General features: G+C 46.1%; 15 protein-coding genes. 8 read left to right on the top strand and 7 right to left on the bottom strand.

Annotated elements, in window-relative coordinates; genetic code table 11:
• Nucleotides 1-23: 23 nt before the first annotated feature.
• From MLD56_RS00620 to MLD56_RS00605, 4 genes are all read left to right on the top strand, one after another.
• Nucleotides 24-1,778: an ABC transporter ATP-binding protein gene (locus MLD56_RS00620; protein ID WP_029514909.1), complete on the top strand. Its 1,755-nt coding sequence runs from the start codon at nucleotides 24-26 to the stop codon at nucleotides 1,776-1,778.
• Complete coding sequence (locus MLD56_RS00615; protein WP_029514911.1) at nucleotides 1,775-3,514, top strand: ABC transporter ATP-binding protein; 1,740 nt, start codon at nucleotides 1,775-1,777, stop codon at nucleotides 3,512-3,514. The genes MLD56_RS00620 and MLD56_RS00615 overlap by 4 nt, the downstream gene beginning before the upstream one ends.
• Before the next feature lie 206 nt (nucleotides 3,515-3,720).
• Entirely contained in the window at nucleotides 3,721-4,035 is a 315-nt protein-coding gene (locus MLD56_RS00610; protein ID WP_029514913.1) for a MazG nucleotide pyrophosphohydrolase domain-containing protein, read from the top strand.
• A 13-nt stretch (nucleotides 4,036-4,048) separates the two neighbouring features.
• Nucleotides 4,049-4,630, top strand: coding sequence for an LOG family protein (locus tag MLD56_RS00605; protein ID WP_029514915.1), 582 nt, complete (start codon nucleotides 4,049-4,051; stop codon nucleotides 4,628-4,630).
• A gap of 149 nt (nucleotides 4,631-4,779) precedes the next feature.
• Here MLD56_RS00605 and MLD56_RS00600 read toward each other — a convergent pair whose 3' ends face one another.
• Both MLD56_RS00600 and speE read right to left on the bottom strand, forming a co-directional pair.
• A complete protein-coding gene (locus MLD56_RS00600) occupies nucleotides 4,780-6,072 on the bottom strand; it encodes an MFS transporter (RefSeq protein WP_029514918.1) in 1,293 nt (430 codons plus the stop codon).
• A gap of 272 nt (nucleotides 6,073-6,344) precedes the next feature.
• Entirely contained in the window at nucleotides 6,345-7,172 is an 828-nt protein-coding gene (speE, locus tag MLD56_RS00595; protein ID WP_029514919.1) for a polyamine aminopropyltransferase, read from the bottom strand.
• Between the two features lie 282 nt (nucleotides 7,173-7,454).
• Here speE and MLD56_RS00590 point away from each other — a divergent pair, with 282 nt between their 5' ends.
• Nucleotides 7,455-9,512 carry a transglycosylase domain-containing protein gene (locus MLD56_RS00590; RefSeq protein WP_029514921.1) on the top strand — a complete coding sequence of 686 codons (2,058 nt, stop codon included), beginning with the start codon at nucleotides 7,455-7,457 and terminating at the stop codon, nucleotides 9,510-9,512.
• 146 nt (nucleotides 9,513-9,658) lie between these two features.
• On the opposite strand, the gene MLD56_RS00585 is transcribed toward MLD56_RS00590, so the two are convergent.
• Nucleotides 9,659-10,123, bottom strand: a complete 465-nt coding sequence (locus tag MLD56_RS00585) for a hypothetical protein (protein ID WP_029514922.1) — start codon at nucleotides 10,121-10,123, stop codon at nucleotides 9,659-9,661.
• Nucleotides 10,124-10,257: 134 nt separating this feature from the next.
• Nucleotides 10,258-11,307, bottom strand: coding sequence for a hypothetical protein (locus MLD56_RS00580; protein WP_029514924.1), 1,050 nt, complete (start codon nucleotides 11,305-11,307; stop codon nucleotides 10,258-10,260).
• 118 nt (nucleotides 11,308-11,425) lie between these two features.
• Here MLD56_RS00580 and MLD56_RS00575 point away from each other — a divergent pair, with 118 nt between their 5' ends.
• Complete coding sequence (locus tag MLD56_RS00575) at nucleotides 11,426-11,818, top strand: VOC family protein (RefSeq protein WP_029514926.1); 393 nt, start codon at nucleotides 11,426-11,428, stop codon at nucleotides 11,816-11,818.
• 118 nt (nucleotides 11,819-11,936) lie between these two features.
• Nucleotides 11,937-12,749: a pentapeptide repeat-containing protein gene (locus tag MLD56_RS00570; RefSeq protein ID WP_029514927.1), complete on the top strand. Its 813-nt coding sequence runs from the start codon at nucleotides 11,937-11,939 to the stop codon at nucleotides 12,747-12,749.
• 225 nt (nucleotides 12,750-12,974) lie between these two features.
• On the opposite strand, the gene MLD56_RS00565 is transcribed toward MLD56_RS00570, so the two are convergent.
• Both MLD56_RS00565 and MLD56_RS00560 read right to left on the bottom strand, forming a co-directional pair.
• Nucleotides 12,975-13,328, bottom strand: coding sequence for a YunG family protein (locus MLD56_RS00565; protein ID WP_029514928.1), 354 nt, complete (start codon nucleotides 13,326-13,328; stop codon nucleotides 12,975-12,977).
• Between the two features lie 56 nt (nucleotides 13,329-13,384).
• On the bottom strand, nucleotides 13,385-13,924 hold the full coding sequence (locus tag MLD56_RS00560; protein WP_029514930.1) for a histidine phosphatase family protein: 540 nt from the start codon (nucleotides 13,922-13,924) through the stop codon (nucleotides 13,385-13,387).
• A gap of 141 nt (nucleotides 13,925-14,065) precedes the next feature.
• Here MLD56_RS00560 and MLD56_RS00555 point away from each other — a divergent pair, with 141 nt between their 5' ends.
• On the top strand, nucleotides 14,066-14,815 hold the full coding sequence (locus MLD56_RS00555; RefSeq protein WP_029514932.1) for an MBL fold metallo-hydrolase: 750 nt from the start codon (nucleotides 14,066-14,068) through the stop codon (nucleotides 14,813-14,815).
• 100 nt (nucleotides 14,816-14,915) lie between these two features.
• On the opposite strand, the gene MLD56_RS00550 is transcribed toward MLD56_RS00555, so the two are convergent.
• Nucleotides 14,916-15,422, bottom strand: coding sequence for a PTS sugar transporter subunit IIA (locus MLD56_RS00550; protein WP_029514933.1), 507 nt, complete (start codon nucleotides 15,420-15,422; stop codon nucleotides 14,916-14,918).
• Nucleotides 15,423-15,706 lie beyond the last annotated feature (284 nt).

Below are 15,706 nucleotides of genomic sequence, written 5' to 3'. Positions count from 1 at the left end.
ATTTAGGTTAGGTGATGGTTTATTTGCTGAAATTTGCTGTTTTTTTGAAACCCTATAAAAAGGAAACGATTCTTGGGCCTCTATTTAAACTGATTGAGGCCATCTTGGAACTATTGCTGCCCACTATGGTTGCCTTAATGATCAATCATGGTGTAGGTAAAGGAGACACCCATTATGTTTGGCAGATGGGTCTTTTGATGTTACTCATGACTATACTGGGCTTTGGCAGTTCATTAGTGTGTCAGTTTTACGCAGCCCGTGCCTCCCAAGGATTCGGAACTACGCTGCGCAATACGATGTTTAAACATATTTCATCGTTTTCTTATGCTGATCTCGATAAGTTCGGTACGCCCTCGCTCATCAACCGGATTACGAATGATGTCAATCAACTCCAAACGGCTGTAGCGATGCTGATTCGTCTGGTCATTCGTGCTCCTTTTATTTGTATCGGGGCTATTATCATGTCCATGATCCTGGATTTCCGCCTGGCTTTGGTGCTGTTGGCGGCTACACCGGTTCTAGCTTTGATCCTGTATGTGGTCATTACGAAGGCTTCACCACTGTATCGTCGGTATCAAAAAAAACTCGATAAAATCGCTCTGGTACTTAGCGAAAATCTTACAGGCGTACGGGTCATACGCGCATTTGCCAAAAGAGGCGCTGGGCGAGTTAAATTCAACGCCGCTTCGGATGACCTGACTCAGACCGCTATTCGTGTCGGACGTATTTCTGCTTTGCTAAGCCCTGCCACCTTGCTGGTGGTAAACGGAGCTATTATTGCAATCCTGTGGATCGGCGCCATCCATATCCAATATGGATCACTTACACAAGGGGAGATTATTGCCTTTATTAATTACATTACGCAAATTTTATTAGCTCTGATTGTGGTGACCAATTTAATTATTTTGTTCACCAAGGCTGCCACTTCAGCAGCGCGGATTCAGGAGGTCCTAGACACGCAAGCTTCGATTTCCGACACTGCTGCTACTTCTACATCTATAGATAGGGAGGGAACAAGTGGGCATGGCGCTGTACCAGCCATCTCTTTTGATCATGTTTCCTTTGGATACAATACGACAGGGCAACTGGCACTTAACGATGTAGTGGTAAACATCTATCCTGGTGAAACGGTTGGAATCATCGGAGGAACAGGTTCGGGGAAATCCACCTTTGTGAATCTCATTCCCCGCTTCTATGATGCGGTAGAGGGTTGTGTACAGGTTGACGGCATCGACGTACGGCAGTATAAGCTTGAGCAATTGCGGCAGAAAATCGGTATTGTTCCTCAGAAGGCGCTGCTGTTCACTGGGACGATAGCGGATAATATCCGTTGGGGACACGAACACGCCACCGACGAGGAAGTCGCTCAAGCCGCAGCAATCGCGCAAGCGGATGAATTTATTTCTAACTTGCCGGAAAAATTCGATGCCCCGATCACCCGAGGAGGACTTAATCTATCGGGAGGCCAAAAGCAGCGACTTACCATTGCCAGAGCTATTGTAGGCAATCCGGAAATTCTGATTTTGGACGATTCCTCAAGCGCACTTGATTTTGCAACCGATGCCGCTCTCCGTAAATCGCTACGGGAAAATAGCACCCGCATGACTGTCCTACTGGTCTCGCAACGAGTAAGCAGTGTACAGCATGCCGATAAAATCATTGTATTTGATGAAGGCCGGATTGTCGGAATCGGCACACATGATCAGTTGATGAGCAGCTCGGAGGTATATCAGGAAATTAATCGCTCCCAGCTCTCAACGCAGGAGGTGGACCAATGAGTGGCAAGGAAACCTGGAGAAGATTGTTAACCTATGTCGGTCAATATAAAACAACAACATTTTGGGTCATCGTCAGTGCGATTCTCAGCGTGCTTGCCAGTCTGATCGGACCCTACATGATTGGTCAAGCTATCGACCACATGGTGAATAAGGGAGCAGTGGATTTTAAAGGTATTGTACAGATTCTAGCTGGATTAGGCATTGTATATGTTGTAGGCAGTCTGTTTAGCTGGCTGCTCACGTATTTGACGAACCGTATTGCTTTTCAGACCGTAAATGATATGCGGCGGGAGTTATTTGATCATTTTAATATCCTTCCGTTAAGCTTTCATGACACTCATCCGCAAGGAGACAGCATTAGCCGTTTTGTGAACGATATGGATGCTGTGTCGGATGGATTGCTGCAAGGCTTTTCCACCTTGATTACCGGGATTATTACGATTATAGGCTCCATTGTACTCATGCTGTATATCAGTCCGATCATGACGTTGGTCGTATTGGTGTCTGCCCCGATCACATACGGTGTGGCACGGTTCATTACGACAAGGTCACAGCGTATGTTCCGCGAACAGGCCAAAATTTTAGGAAGCCTGAACGGTTACGTAGAAGAAATGATTGACGGACAACGGGTAGTTACTGCTTTTCATTATGAAAACCGCTCGCTTGAGGAATTTTCCGCCAGAAACGAACAATTGTATCAAGCCGGGGTGAAATCACAGTTTTACGGATCATTGTCCAACCCCTCCACCCGATTGGTGAACAACATGACTTTTTCAGTCACCGCCATGATTGGTTGTATCTCCATCATTTTGGGTGGGATCTCGGTAGGTGGATTGTCGAGCTTTCTGATTTATACCAATTTGTTCGCCAAGCCCTTTAATGAAATTACGGGTGTTCTCACCCAGTTCCAGGCAGCCACGGCTTCTGCTCAGCGCATATTTGCGATTTTAGACTCACCGCCAGAGCAGCCGGAAAAATCGAACGCCGTACAGCTGGAGCGCAGCAAAGGCACGATTCTTTTTGATCATGTCAAATTCTCCTATAACCCGGAACGTACGCTCATTACGAACTTTAGTTTAGAAGTTAAGCCAGGCACTCGTGTGGCCATTGTCGGGCAGACCGGAGCTGGCAAAACCACACTCGTCAATCTGCTCATGCGGTTTTACGATGTGGACAGCGGCTCGATATCCATCGACGGGGTGAATATCAACGACATGAGCCGGGACAGCCTGCGGACTAACTTTGGTATGGTGCTTCAAGATACATGGCTGTTCAGCGGAACCATTCGGGACAATATCGCTTACGGGAAGCCGGAAGCCACGGACGAAGAAGTCATCGCGGCTGCAACAGCTGCCAATGCGCATAGCTTCATCAAGCGACTGCCTCATGGCTACGATACGGTCATCAGCGGGTCAGGTGACAGCCTGTCGCAAGGCCAAAAACAGCTGCTTACCATCGCGAGGGTAATCCTCGTCGATCCACCTATGCTGATCCTGGATGAAGCGACCAGTAGCATAGACACTCTGACAGAAGCGCGTATCCAAAAAGCATTTATGAAAATGATTGCCGGACGCACCAGCTTTGTGATCGCTCACAGACTATCGACCATCCGCGAAGCGGATTTGATTCTATACATGAAAAACGGCGATGTCGTCGAAAGTGGTACCCATGAGGGGCTGCTTGCCAGCGGCGGCCATTATGCCTCGCTCTATAACAGCCAGTTTACTACGGCTTAAAAGGCTGACCGGATACGGTCGCATCAGTAAGGTCAACGTTCTTAAAAAAAGTCGGTTGCTTTTTAAGCAATTGGCTTTTTTATTTTTCTTTGATAAATCCCCCCCCTATATTATATAATAAAACGAGAACAAACGTTTCCGTTTCATCTAAACCTTATGGTTTGTATAGTCAACATCATGCATGGGTTTCAGTTGGGAGGCTGAATATGGATATTAATGAATTTCAAAAGTGGGTCAAGCAATATTATCAAGAGAGGAACTGGTCTGATTTAGATATCTTCGTCCGAATTGGTTTCTTGGCAGAGGAAACCGGGGAGGTTGCGAGAGCTATTCGCGCCCTGGAGATCGGCAGAGACCGGCCTGATGAGATCGATGGTTCATTCGAGGAGAACAGGGAGCATTTAACTGAAGAACTTGGAGACGTACTGGGTAATCTCATCGTGATCGCCAACAAGTATGACATCACCTTGGAGGATATATTTCGAACACACCAGCAAAAACTTGCAAAAAGATATACATAAAGGAGAATCTCATATGAAAAGCATTGCTGTTTTTTGCGGTTCCAGTAATGGAGCGTCTGAGATTTATCGAGAGCATGCTGTTGCTCTGGGCAAGGCACTTGCCGAACAGGAAATAAGCCTGATTTATGGAGGAGCAAGTGTTGGTTTAATGGGTGCAGTGGCTGACGCGGCACTTCATGCAGGAGGTCACGTCATCGGTGTACTCCCTCACTTTTTGCAAAGCCGTGAAATTGCACATAATGGCCTGAGCGAATTAATCATTGTTGATTCCATGCACGAACGAAAATCTAAAATGGCAGAGATTGCGGACGGATTCATTGTTTTACCAGGTGGCCCAGGTACAATGGAAGAATACTTTGAAATTTTCACATGGGCGCAATTAGGCTTGCATGAAAAGCCATGCGGTCTTTTAAATATTAACCATTATTACGATCCTCTTATTTCCTTGTTTAATCGTATGGTTGAGGAACAATTTATGCAGGAAAAATATCGTGCGTTGGTAATTACGGATACTACTTCGCAAGGAATCCTACAGCAATTTACAAATTACACTCCTCCTGCCGTCAAAACATATCTCACGAGCAAACGGACCTGACATTAGGAATGGCACGTATTGCTCAACAGACATACCATTTAATTTAATATGATATGAAAGGAACACCACCGTCAACGTTATTCCAGTGGTGTTCCTGTAAAATTGAACTCATCCAATGAATGCTGTCACGCCTAACGGGAACCCCAATTTTAAATCCCAGCGCCCGTAGCGGTTGGTTGGTCCATTTGCTCACTTTCCTGAAAATCCCTGCGGTAGAACCAGCCGATCAGAACAGCAACGGTAGTCATGGCCGCAGCCAACAAATACACCTGCACCATACCGAAACGGTCTGCATACCAGCCCATGAATAACAAAGACAGACCGAAAGCGAGATTTGTAAGCACATCAATTCCCGCCATCACTTTGGGCAGCTGGGCTGCCGGTGCACTGGTTTGCAGCAAGGTGCGGCGAATGATACCAGCCATCTGAACAGGTAAGCCTGATACAGCAAAAAGAATAAGCGCAGCAGCGGGGATGGTATTCAGCGCAAATACAATGGTAATCAGTACATACACCAGCAATGCTCCGAGCATGTACAAAAAGCTGTTCTTTTGCAATCGCTTGACCAAGCCAACGACAATCAATCCACCCAAAATCGTGCCCGAAAAAAAGGACGCATTCATAAAGCCCCACCAGCTCGCATCCCGATGCAGCACTTGGCTGACGTACGCCAGAATAAATACCCCAAGCCAGGAGACTCCCCCGATACTATCCACGCTATCGACGATCATCAGAGAACGAATACGACGGTTGTGCCAAATGATTGTCCAGCCTTCCCCAAGCTCTTTCCAATGGGAGCCTTTTTCCTTTGCCTTTGCAGGCTCTACTGCATTTGTCGAGGAATCCGAAGCTTCAAGACTTAATTCCTTCTGATCCAGCGGATCACGAATGAAGGACGTGACAGTTACAGCCACGAGATAACAACAGGATGCAATCACAAGCGTATTCAGGGAACCCAGCCAAGCCACAATAATTCCGCTCAGCGCCCAGCCTGCACACCTGACCACCTGATCACTGACCGCCACCATGCCGTTGGCACGCATTAGCCCTTCACCCGTAGCCAAACGGGGTACAAGCGCATTACGCGCAGGATTGGTCCAGCCATCCAGAAAAGACATACCGAACACCATCACAAAAATAAATAGAAACGACCTCTGCTCAGGTACGATCCACAAATAAAGCAGCAGTAGCGTAAAAATGACAAACTGACCAAACTGGGAAAATAGCAACACGCGTGTTAGCCGAAATCGGCCGAGGACGATTGGTGCAACGAGCCCACTAAGCACTTGGGCAGACAATCGGAACAGCGGGATTAGAATAGTCGTCATTAAGGAATTACTTGAGCTGAACACCAATACCACTACACTCAACATGTAGATGATATCTGCTACGTTGGAGATCGTCTGGGACCCCCACAGGTAATAAAAAGAGCGTCTGATCAAAAAAGTTTCCCCCTCTTTGGTACATCGCCGATTTATGTATTTCCATAACCAAACCGTCCCTGTTGACCTTACAAATCTGTTAAATGTCTGGTTTTTTGTATATTCTACACACACCCTTAAATTTCCTTCTTTTATCTTAAAAGGAAATTCAGTGTCCAGTATGCTTTCATGGCCATTTTTAAATCTTATTCAAGACAAAAAAGCGCCTATAGCGCTCCTTTCCGCCCAAAAACAGGCAATAAAGACCACTAAGACGCTTTTTCTTAAAATGTTTACTTCGTTAAATCCTCTACAAACTTAGGTAGTACAAACGCCGCTTTGTGCAAACGCGGACTATAATATCGGGTGTCCATCTCTGGAATTCGGTTTTCGTCTACTTCGAGCGGATCATACTTCTTACTACCCAACGTGAATGTCCATAGACCACTCGGATAGGTTGGAATGTTCGCACCATATACACGCACAATCGGGAAAATTTCCTTCACATCCTTGTTAACCTTCTGAATCAGATCTGCCTTGAACCAAGGATTATCCGTTTGTGCAACGAAAATACCGTCTTCCTTCAATGCTTCAAAAATACCTTGGTAAAACCCGCGCTCGAACAGCGGGGCTGCCGGACCTACGGGCTCCGTCGAATCGACCATAATGACGTCGTATTCATTTTTGTGTTCAATAATGTGCATGTATCCGTCATTGACCAGCACTTCTACATTAGGCTCGTCCAGCTTTCCGGCAATTTCAGGCAAATATTTCTTGGAATATTCTATCACCTTACCGTCGATCTCCACCAATACAGCCTTTTCCACTTCAGGGTGCTTGATGACCTCACGAATAACGCCGCCATCGCCACCGCCCACAACCAAAACCTTTTTCGGATTGGGATGTGTATTCAAAGCTGGATGTGCTACCATTTCGTGATACACAAATTCATCCTTAACCGTTGTCATCACCATGCCATCCAGAACAAGCATATTGCCGAATTCCTCTGTCTCGATCATAGCCAGATCCTGAAAATCTGTTTTCTCAGAGACGTAGGTTTGTTTGATTTTTGCTGTAATACCGAAAGAGGGAGTCTGCTTCTCCGTAAACCACAAGTCCATCATTCCAACCTTCTTTCTGATCAAAGTATGTGTCCGGCAATCCGGTAGCATAAACGTTGACTTTCCTTATATCAGTAACACGCAAACGCCAAGTTTGCTATATTTATTGTACCAAACACATTGGAATTTCACACTTTTTGCATTATAAGTGATACCTGAATGAGCTGCTAAAGCAATTTGGAGATTTAATCTTGTTTAAAATAGACACGTATGTGTATCTGATGAATAGACGCTTTCGGATTGACTATACTGAGAACATCAACTATGGAAGGAGGTGGCATGATGACCGATACGACCGGACGATCCCCCAAGCGTAAACCGCTTTGGCTTCGATTGTTTCAAGGACTGATGTCTCTCACGATCCTGACGGTCATCGCCGCCTGCATCCTGCTCGCCTATTTGTACACGACCAGCCTTCCGCTCGCGGATACGGATCGGAATTCACGTCTGCTCGATAGTCAGGGGCAAGTCATCGCCACTTTCTCTGCTGGAGGCAAAGAATCCATTCCGGTCCAGCTTGATCACATTTCACCCGATTTGATTGCAGCTACCCTGGCTGTGGAAGATCGGAAGTTTTACGATCATTTTGGCTTTGATTTCAAAGGTCTGGGCCGGGCGGTAATCGTTAATCTGACCCGCTGGGATATGTCGCAAGGGGCCAGCACGCTGACTCAGCAGCTTGCACGCAATCTATACTTATCTCATGAGAAAACGTGGACGCGCAAGGCCAAGGAGGCTATCTATACCGCACAGCTTGAAATGAAGTACACCAAAAATGAGCTGCTACAAATGTATTTGAACGAAATTTACTATGGTCACGGCGCCTATGGCATTGAAGCAGCTTCGCAAATGTATTTCGGTAAATCCGCAAAAGATCTGGATTTGGCCGAAAGCGCCCTGTTAGCAGGTATTCCAAAAGGGCCAACCTACTATTCACCGTATAATCATATGAAAAATGCAAAGGATCGGCAGAAAATTGTTCTGGACTCCATGGCGCTTATCGGCAAAATTACACCGGCTGAAGCCACCAAGGCCTATGAGGAAATGTTAGCCCTGCGGCCCGAGAGCCAGCGTCGGACAGTGGAAACCGCTCCCTGGTTCCGCGATTACGTCCGCCAGTTGGTGACACATCAGCTCGGGATTAGCGAAGGGGTGCTTGAGCATGGCGGCCTGAGTATTTATACCACGCTGGACATGCACATGCAGCAAGCAGCCGAGGCGGCTGTAAACGAGGGCATGAAGAACAGCAACGGACTGGAAACCGCGTTAATCTCCATGGACCCGCGCAACGGGCATGTCAAGGCCATGGTCGGCGGAACGAACTATGTCGGGAATCAATATAATCATGCGCTGGCCACAACCCGGCAGCCAGGCTCCTCCTTCAAGCCGATTATGTATCTAAGCGCACTGGATTCCGGCGAATTGACGAGTACGTCCAAGTTCGAAAGCCGACCGACGTTGTTCCACTACGATAACAATCGCAAGACCTATAAGCCCAAAAATTTTGGAGACAAATATTTGGGCGAAATAGATCTTCGGCGCGCAATTGCGGCGTCCGATAATATTTATGCCGTTAGCACCATTTTGAAGGTGGGAACGGATAAGGTCATGGATCTCGCCAGCAAAATGGGCATTACAAGCGAGCTCAAGCCCGTACCTTCGCTAGCGCTGGGTGTGTCGCCCGTCAGCCCGTTCGAGATGGCCTCGGCCTTCTCGGTCATCGGTAGCGGCGGGCAAAAGGTGGCTCCGGTGGCAGTGCTGCGCATCACCGATGCTGCCGGGCGGTCGCTGTACGAAGCGCCCCAAGCCGCGCCCGTGCAGGTGGTGAAGCCCGCCTCCGCCTACGTCCTCACACGCCTTATGGAAGGCGTGTTCGAGGAAGGCGGCACTGGCAACCGGGTCGCGAAGCTGATCAAGCGCCCGGTTGCCGGCAAGAGCGGCACGACCAACACCGATGCGTGGATGGTCGGCTTTACCCCCGAGCTGTCCACCGCTGTCTGGGTCGGCTATGACAAGGGCAAGGACATCAGCACACAGGATGCCCGACGGGCGGCTCCGATTTTTGCGCAATATACGGAGAAAGCGCTGGAGAATGTGCCACCCAAAATCTTTCCTATCCCTGACGGCGTAGTCAGCGCTTATATTGACCCGGCCAGCGGCAAGCTGGCTGCACCGGACAGCCCGGACAAGCGGCTGGAGGTATTCGTCAGCGGCACGGAGCCGAAGGAGACGCTATCGGGGCAAGATAACCAACCGGCATCCACACCAACTGACCAAGCGGAGCGACAAGCTGAAAAGAAATCGTGGTGGGGCAATTTTAAGCGTTGGTGGATGGATTAATAGCAAAAAAAGACTGGGGGAACGCGATGAGCGCTCTCTCAGTCTTTTTATTTTCGCATCACTTACCTCATATGCCCATTTACCTCTCTTGCCAGTGCCATCAGCCATCATCCCGTTAAACCCCGCTCTTCCCTAAAGCTGCGCTATTACCAATAACAGCTAAACGACTCAATACGGTTGAGGTCTACACCATAATAAAACCAAAAACGTCCACTCCACCGAAAACCCGCTACCGATGTTCTGCCTACAAAGACAGGGTACAGCCAAAAACGCTCTCCGTTCGTCAGCCATACAAACGTGTTGCGGAACAAACAACCGAAGATGGCTCCAGGGTCAACCGCATACGCCGAAACCAGCGGCTTCGGTGGCGTAAATTGCGGTGGTGGAGAAGTGGGTGCTTGAGCTTGCTGCCCACCTTGCGGACCGAACGGCCCTTGCGGCGGCGGTGAGAACGGCTGTGGCGAAAATGATCCTGGGCCTGGTGGCGGACCTATCGGAGACGGGAACGAATCCTGCATATCAGGAAATTGTGGAATCGGAGGACTTGACGGCGTGAATGGACCCGGAATACCCGGTTGCGTTCCGAAAGGAACTTGTGGCAGTAAAGACATGTGTTTCACTCCTTGTGTCTAGGCTGATGTATCCTATGCGGGACACCAGCCCGCGGACTGGGCGAATCCCCATATCTCCGCCAAACTCCGCTATTTCGTCCTTTTACATCAAAAATTCTTATTTCCTGATACGATTAACTTCCTTTTTGAACATGCTCCAGCTCAATTTCATGTATCATTTTAATCTCGACTCGTTTCCTGAGCTCATCATACTGTTCCAGCAGCCGATGCTTATACCCTAAATTGTCGTTCATCCAGCCTATCATAGAGTCATCCTTATGCTCTGTGGACCAGCTAAATAAATCGCTATAGAGCTGACCAAATGATTCCTCGTTACAGCGAGCGAACCGGATCGGTCGGGCTGTATAACTTAGTTTTAGTTCCAGCATCTCATACAACACTTCCAAACGGTACTCCAAGTCCTGTACACCTGCTTTGGACACATCACAGCTTTTTATATCCTGAATAAGCTCTCTAAAGGTCAACCCTACATGCTGCATAGCAATATAAGACCACACACAGCTTCCCGTAGCTGTTCCATGAGCCTCCCAAAGCGGATTCCACAAAATAGACCGAATCGTATCCCTTTGCTCCTCTCCAAACAAGGCAATTCCAGCAATAATTCCCGCATTACAGTCTACCGAGGCATGTCGTTCTCCCCAATGCACCAATCGTGGAACCATATCTTCAGTAGTGCATTTGAAGCTTAGCAGAGGTAAGAATTCATTAAACAAATGCTGATCCAATACTTTTTCCAATTCAGCCGCCAGTTTCTCACGGTACGGTTCGCATGGAAGATGTACCAGTCCCAAACAGGCATCCACAGACACAGCTCCATACGATCCGTTCACCAAAGCGACAAGATCAGCAGCAGCCTCCACATAACCCAAATAACCTAGCACATACAGCACACCGTCAGGTATATGTTCTGGGGATGCCTGATTTCGCACATAACGCTCGTACATATCCTGCGCCAAAGTAACATCCCCGCATCTCATGATCGGCTGGAGGAGCAACCCCCTGATATAATGGTGGGGATCTTTTACAAAAAGCCTATATAACTCCCACGCATCCTCCACTGTCCCATATTGGGCAACCACATCCGTATAGGCGGAAATGATGCTGGCGTCCAGCTTCTTGCCTGAGCCGAACATATCCATAAGTCTTGCTGTCGCGTCCATCATCCTGTTTTCTCCTTTCACGTGTGTACGTCTTCATAAAGCAATTCTCTAATGCTGAATATTTCTATTAAAAAAGAGGAAAGATGTTACCATCTACGATCCAGTCTAGGGAGTTGATCTCATGCATGATTCCAATCCAAAAATTACAACATTTTTCATGTTCTCTGGTCAAGCAGAAGAAGCCATGCAATATTATACCTCTGTCTTTAAGCCGTCTGGTATCATGAGCATTTTCCATCAGGAAGATGGGACCGTGTTACATGCCGTATTCAACCTCAAAGGGCAAACCTTTATGGCTATAGACTATAACCATCAGGACAAACACCCTTTTACCCCAGCTCTATCGCTATTCGTCACTTGTGATTCGGAAGAAGAAATTCATCGTGTGTTTGGTCAGCTATCTCAGGAAGGCCGAGTTCTAATGCCCCTTGAAGCCTCGCCCGTAAGCCAACAATTTGGCTGGGTTGAAGACAAATACGGTGTTTCATGGCAATTAAATTTGGCAAAAGACTAAATTTCTTCTCTAAACGATCCAGCAGACTCTAGAAGTCTATAGAAAAACAATAGACCATGCTCCATCTTTTTTTGGTAATATTATATTTAATAGGTGCCAATAAAAGGATGTGTGTTTATTGTATAGTGCAAATTGTGAACAATGTTTTGGTTTATGCTGTGTAGCCTTGCCTTATGCTAAATCAGCCGATTTTGCTTTTAATAAGGACGGAGGAACCCCTTGTCAAAACCTAAATGCGGATTATCGTTGTAATATTCATAAGAACCTAAGAAATAACGGCTTGCGAGGCTGTACAGTATATGATTGCTTTGGAGCAGGCCAAAAAGTTTCCCAAGTTACATACAACGGAAAAAGCTGGCGAGACGATCCGGCAATAGCTGAGGAAATGTTCAATATATTTCCCATCATGCAACAGCTTCATGAAATGCTTTATTACCTAAATGAAGCCCTTAACTTAAAAGAAACTCATCCCATCTATACAGACTTACAAAAGGCTATGGCGAAAACCGAGCAGCTTACGAATCAAGATCCAAAATCTCTCATAAATCTTCATGTACCCACCCATAGGGCGTTAGTCAATGATTTACTTTTACAAACAAGTGAGTTAGTACGAGAAAAAGTTAAGAAAAACATAGAGCACAACAAATATAGTAAAAAAATCAGAAGTAGAGACCTTATCGGGGCTAATTTAAGAGGCGCTAATCTTAGAGGTACCAACCTGAGAGGAGTTTTACTGATTGCTGCTGATTTGCGAGAGGCTGACCTGAGAATGACAGACTTGATCGGTACGGATTTTAGAGATGCTGATTTAAGTGGGGCTAATCTGGAAGGAAGTATCTTTCTTACACAGGCGCAATTAAATTCGGCTAAGGGCAATTGTAAAACCAAACTGCCCCCTTCTCTAAGCATTCCATACCATTGGCTGCATTAGTTTTTTTCTAAGCAGTGGTTGTATATTCGAGTCGTGTTAGCGCACGACTTCTTTATTATTCTTACCTCAGTATATAGCTCATTTTATAACGTAAATACAGCTCTTATCTTCAAGAATTTTACTGATTACTCAGTTCTTTAATGTATATTGGGCAACAAAAAGCACCTTCCATTGGATCAGGTTCAAAAATCACGTCTTTATGACTGCATCAAGATTTAAATCCCCTTATTCTTCTTCGTTTGGAAATTCCTTTAATCTCTGACTTAAGGCTGCATACTGCTCTGCATTGGTGTCCGAAAAAGCCTCCTCCCGGTTGGAGTATACATCCTGATACTGTGGAGGGATTGAAAATTGAGACCTCGTAAAATCTACAATGCCCTCACCAATACGGTTGTAATAGTGCCAACCACTATCCAGCCATGTTTTCAAAATATCGCCGCCAAGCCTGTCCTGAACGACGAGTGCTGTGACACCACATTGCCCAGACGCGGGGTTATTTGCTGTCCATTTAGAGCTAGACTCCAAAGACCAAGCTCGAAACAACGCCTTTTCTAATTCTAAAAAACGGTTTGCCTTCAACATGCGCCTCCCCTTTCGATTCCATTCTGCACTTATGTGAACGTGCTTTATTTATTTCAACCCCACACTCTGTGAATCTTGGCTTCTGCTTCTTTCAGTTCTAGCAAATACACGTCGGGATTCGAAAGCTTTTTCCAGTCCTCAAACCCAAACTGCGGATCGTAATGTCGAATGAGAAGAGATAGTAAAGCTCCATGAGTTACAATGATAACCGTTTTTTCCGCCCGCTCTATAAGCTCCTGAACAAGCTGGATTCCTCGATCTACTGCTTCACGGGATGATTCCCCTCCCTCCAGCTTCAAGTCCTCGTCCAAATAGGTCTGTTCCAGCACGTCCAGCCAATGATCCAAATGCTCATGGCTAAGTACCCGTTCTTGAAGACGTACATCAGTATACACCTGCAACTGTTTCCGTTCAGCCAAGGGCTGAATGGTTCGCACGGCCCGTTTCCACGGGCTGGACACAATATATTCCACACCTACATTCTCCATAAAATCAACCAACTGCTCAGCTTGTCGGGTACCCTCATCGGTAAGTCGGGCATCTGGTTCCTGTCCTGTTGCTTGGGCATGTCTGACAAAATAAATTCTCTTCACGTCATCACTCCTAACTGTCACACAAATTTAAAATTCTACATATTTACAAATAATTATTTTTATGATATAGTATAGGTTTACATATTTATGTTTAATGATACGATTCCTTTGTATTACATCAACTCTTATGGGAGGGATTCGATGCAATTAGACAAGGGAATACACATGCTCCAGGTTTCTGCTAACATTATGGGAAGTATAGAGAGTATTCACCCGACTTTAGTGTGGGACGAAGATAACATGATTTTAGTTGATACGGCTTACCCCGGGCAACTCTCACTTTTACATGAGGCTATTCTAGACACCGGATTAGCAATCCATAAACTTACCTCTATATTAATAACACACCAGGACCTTGACCATATCGGCAGTTTAGCAGATATAGTCCGAGCCTCTTCATCCCCAGTTCAAGTATTAGCCAGTTCTATCGAAAAGCCCTATATACAGGGAGAAAAACAGCTTATAAAGCTGACTCCAGAAGCAATAGATCAAGCTGTAAGCTCCATGCCCGAATCCGTTCCGGTAGAGTGGAGACACGCATTCCGGCGTACACTTGAAAATCCCCCAAAGGCTATTGTAAACTCCACCATCGTTGCCGGAGAGAAACTGCCCTTCTGTGGGGGGATCGTAGTTATAGATACTGCTGGACATACACCAGGACACCTAAGTTTCTATCATAAATCCAGTCAAACCCTGATTGCAGGAGATGCTCTACGCGTGGTAAGCGGCAAATTACTGGCTCCAGACCCGCAATATTGCTGTGATTTCAATATGGCCAAAGAATCTCTTAAAAACCTGCTGCCATATGATATTAAAAAAGTGGTCTGCTTTCATGGAGGGCTGTACGAAGGCAATTGTAATCAGCGGATATCTGAAATATATGAATCCTAACCTTTGATTTACATGGTCGTACCCACCCCTTGACTGGTCAGTGAATCATCTAAAGAAAAGACTAACCAGGAATTCCTGGTTAGTCTTTTTTGAATGAGAACTAGGCTTTTAAGTGAACTCTTAATACAGGTACTTCTGGAGAGGCAGATGTACCTTCCAGGATTTCCACATGGCTAATCATCTCTTGCCCATCTGGAACGATTACCGGCGTAATTACAGGCAATCCACCCTGTTGAATCGCATCCAGGTCAAACTCCATCAATAATTGCCCAGCTTTAATGCTATCTCCTACTTGGACATGAGGATTAAACCCTTGTCCTTTGAGAGAGACGGTATTAATCCCGACATGTATCAAAACTTGTACGCCGGATTCATGTTCAATAATCAGAGCATGCTTACTTTTCTCCATGACATGGGCAACTTTTCCCGCGAAAGGAGCGGTGACCCTACCCTCAGACGGATGAATAGCGATGCCATCCCCCATAGCTTTCGTAGAGAACGCAGGATCTGGAACCTCCTCCAGGGAAACCACTTTTCCTTTGATTGGTGCTATCATTTCGAATTCTTCAATACGAGGAGCCGCCTTCTTTTTCAACCATTTAAACATAACGATGCCACCTTATTTAGAGATTACATTCATAAACAGTAAATAGGACTTAACTACATCTTTCAAGGAACCGGTTCCACAAAATGAATAGAAAGAAGAGTGGAAGCGATTTCTATCTGAATTATAGTGAATGCCTTTCCAGGATGTCAAGGAGCTATCAGTTCATAACTACATATCTGTTACAATAATTTTCATGTAACTTGGAGGTGCTCTAACAAATTGCGGATTTAAGTGTTTTATCTCTTAAAAACAGATTTTTTATAGTATACTTTTCCAGCAATTTC

Origin of the sequence: Paenibacillus peoriae (assembly GCF_022531965.1) — a bacterium.
Classification (GTDB): Bacteria; Bacillota; Bacilli; order Paenibacillales; family Paenibacillaceae; genus Paenibacillus; species Paenibacillus polymyxa_D.
Note: the sequence above shows the minus strand (reverse complement) of the source record. Positions and strands in the feature narration are given on the sequence as shown.

What these genes read in the sequence shown, in the direction of transcription:
- MLD56_RS00550 (WP_029514933.1), bottom strand. Translation starts at nt 15,422, where the DNA reads ATGTTTAAATGGTTGAAAAAGAAGGCGGCTCCTCGTATTGAAGAATTC.
- MLD56_RS00590 (WP_029514921.1), top strand. Translation starts at nt 7,455, where the DNA reads ATGACCGATACGACCGGACGATCCCCCAAGCGTAAACCGCTTTGGCTT.
- MLD56_RS00555 (WP_029514932.1), top strand. Translation starts at nt 14,066, where the DNA reads ATGCAATTAGACAAGGGAATACACATGCTCCAGGTTTCTGCTAACATT.
- speE (WP_029514919.1), bottom strand. Translation starts at nt 7,172, where the DNA reads ATGGACTTGTGGTTTACGGAGAAGCAGACTCCCTCTTTCGGTATTACA.
- MLD56_RS00580 (WP_029514924.1), bottom strand. Translation starts at nt 11,307, where the DNA reads ATGATGGACGCGACAGCAAGACTTATGGATATGTTCGGCTCAGGCAAG.
- MLD56_RS00575 (WP_029514926.1), top strand. Translation starts at nt 11,426, where the DNA reads ATGCATGATTCCAATCCAAAAATTACAACATTTTTCATGTTCTCTGGT.
- MLD56_RS00610 (WP_029514913.1), top strand. Translation starts at nt 3,721, where the DNA reads ATGGATATTAATGAATTTCAAAAGTGGGTCAAGCAATATTATCAAGAG.
- MLD56_RS00585 (WP_029514922.1), bottom strand. Translation starts at nt 10,123, where the DNA reads ATGTCTTTACTGCCACAAGTTCCTTTCGGAACGCAACCGGGTATTCCG.
- MLD56_RS00605 (WP_029514915.1), top strand. Translation starts at nt 4,049, where the DNA reads ATGAAAAGCATTGCTGTTTTTTGCGGTTCCAGTAATGGAGCGTCTGAG.
- MLD56_RS00615 (WP_029514911.1), top strand. Translation starts at nt 1,775, where the DNA reads ATGAGTGGCAAGGAAACCTGGAGAAGATTGTTAACCTATGTCGGTCAA.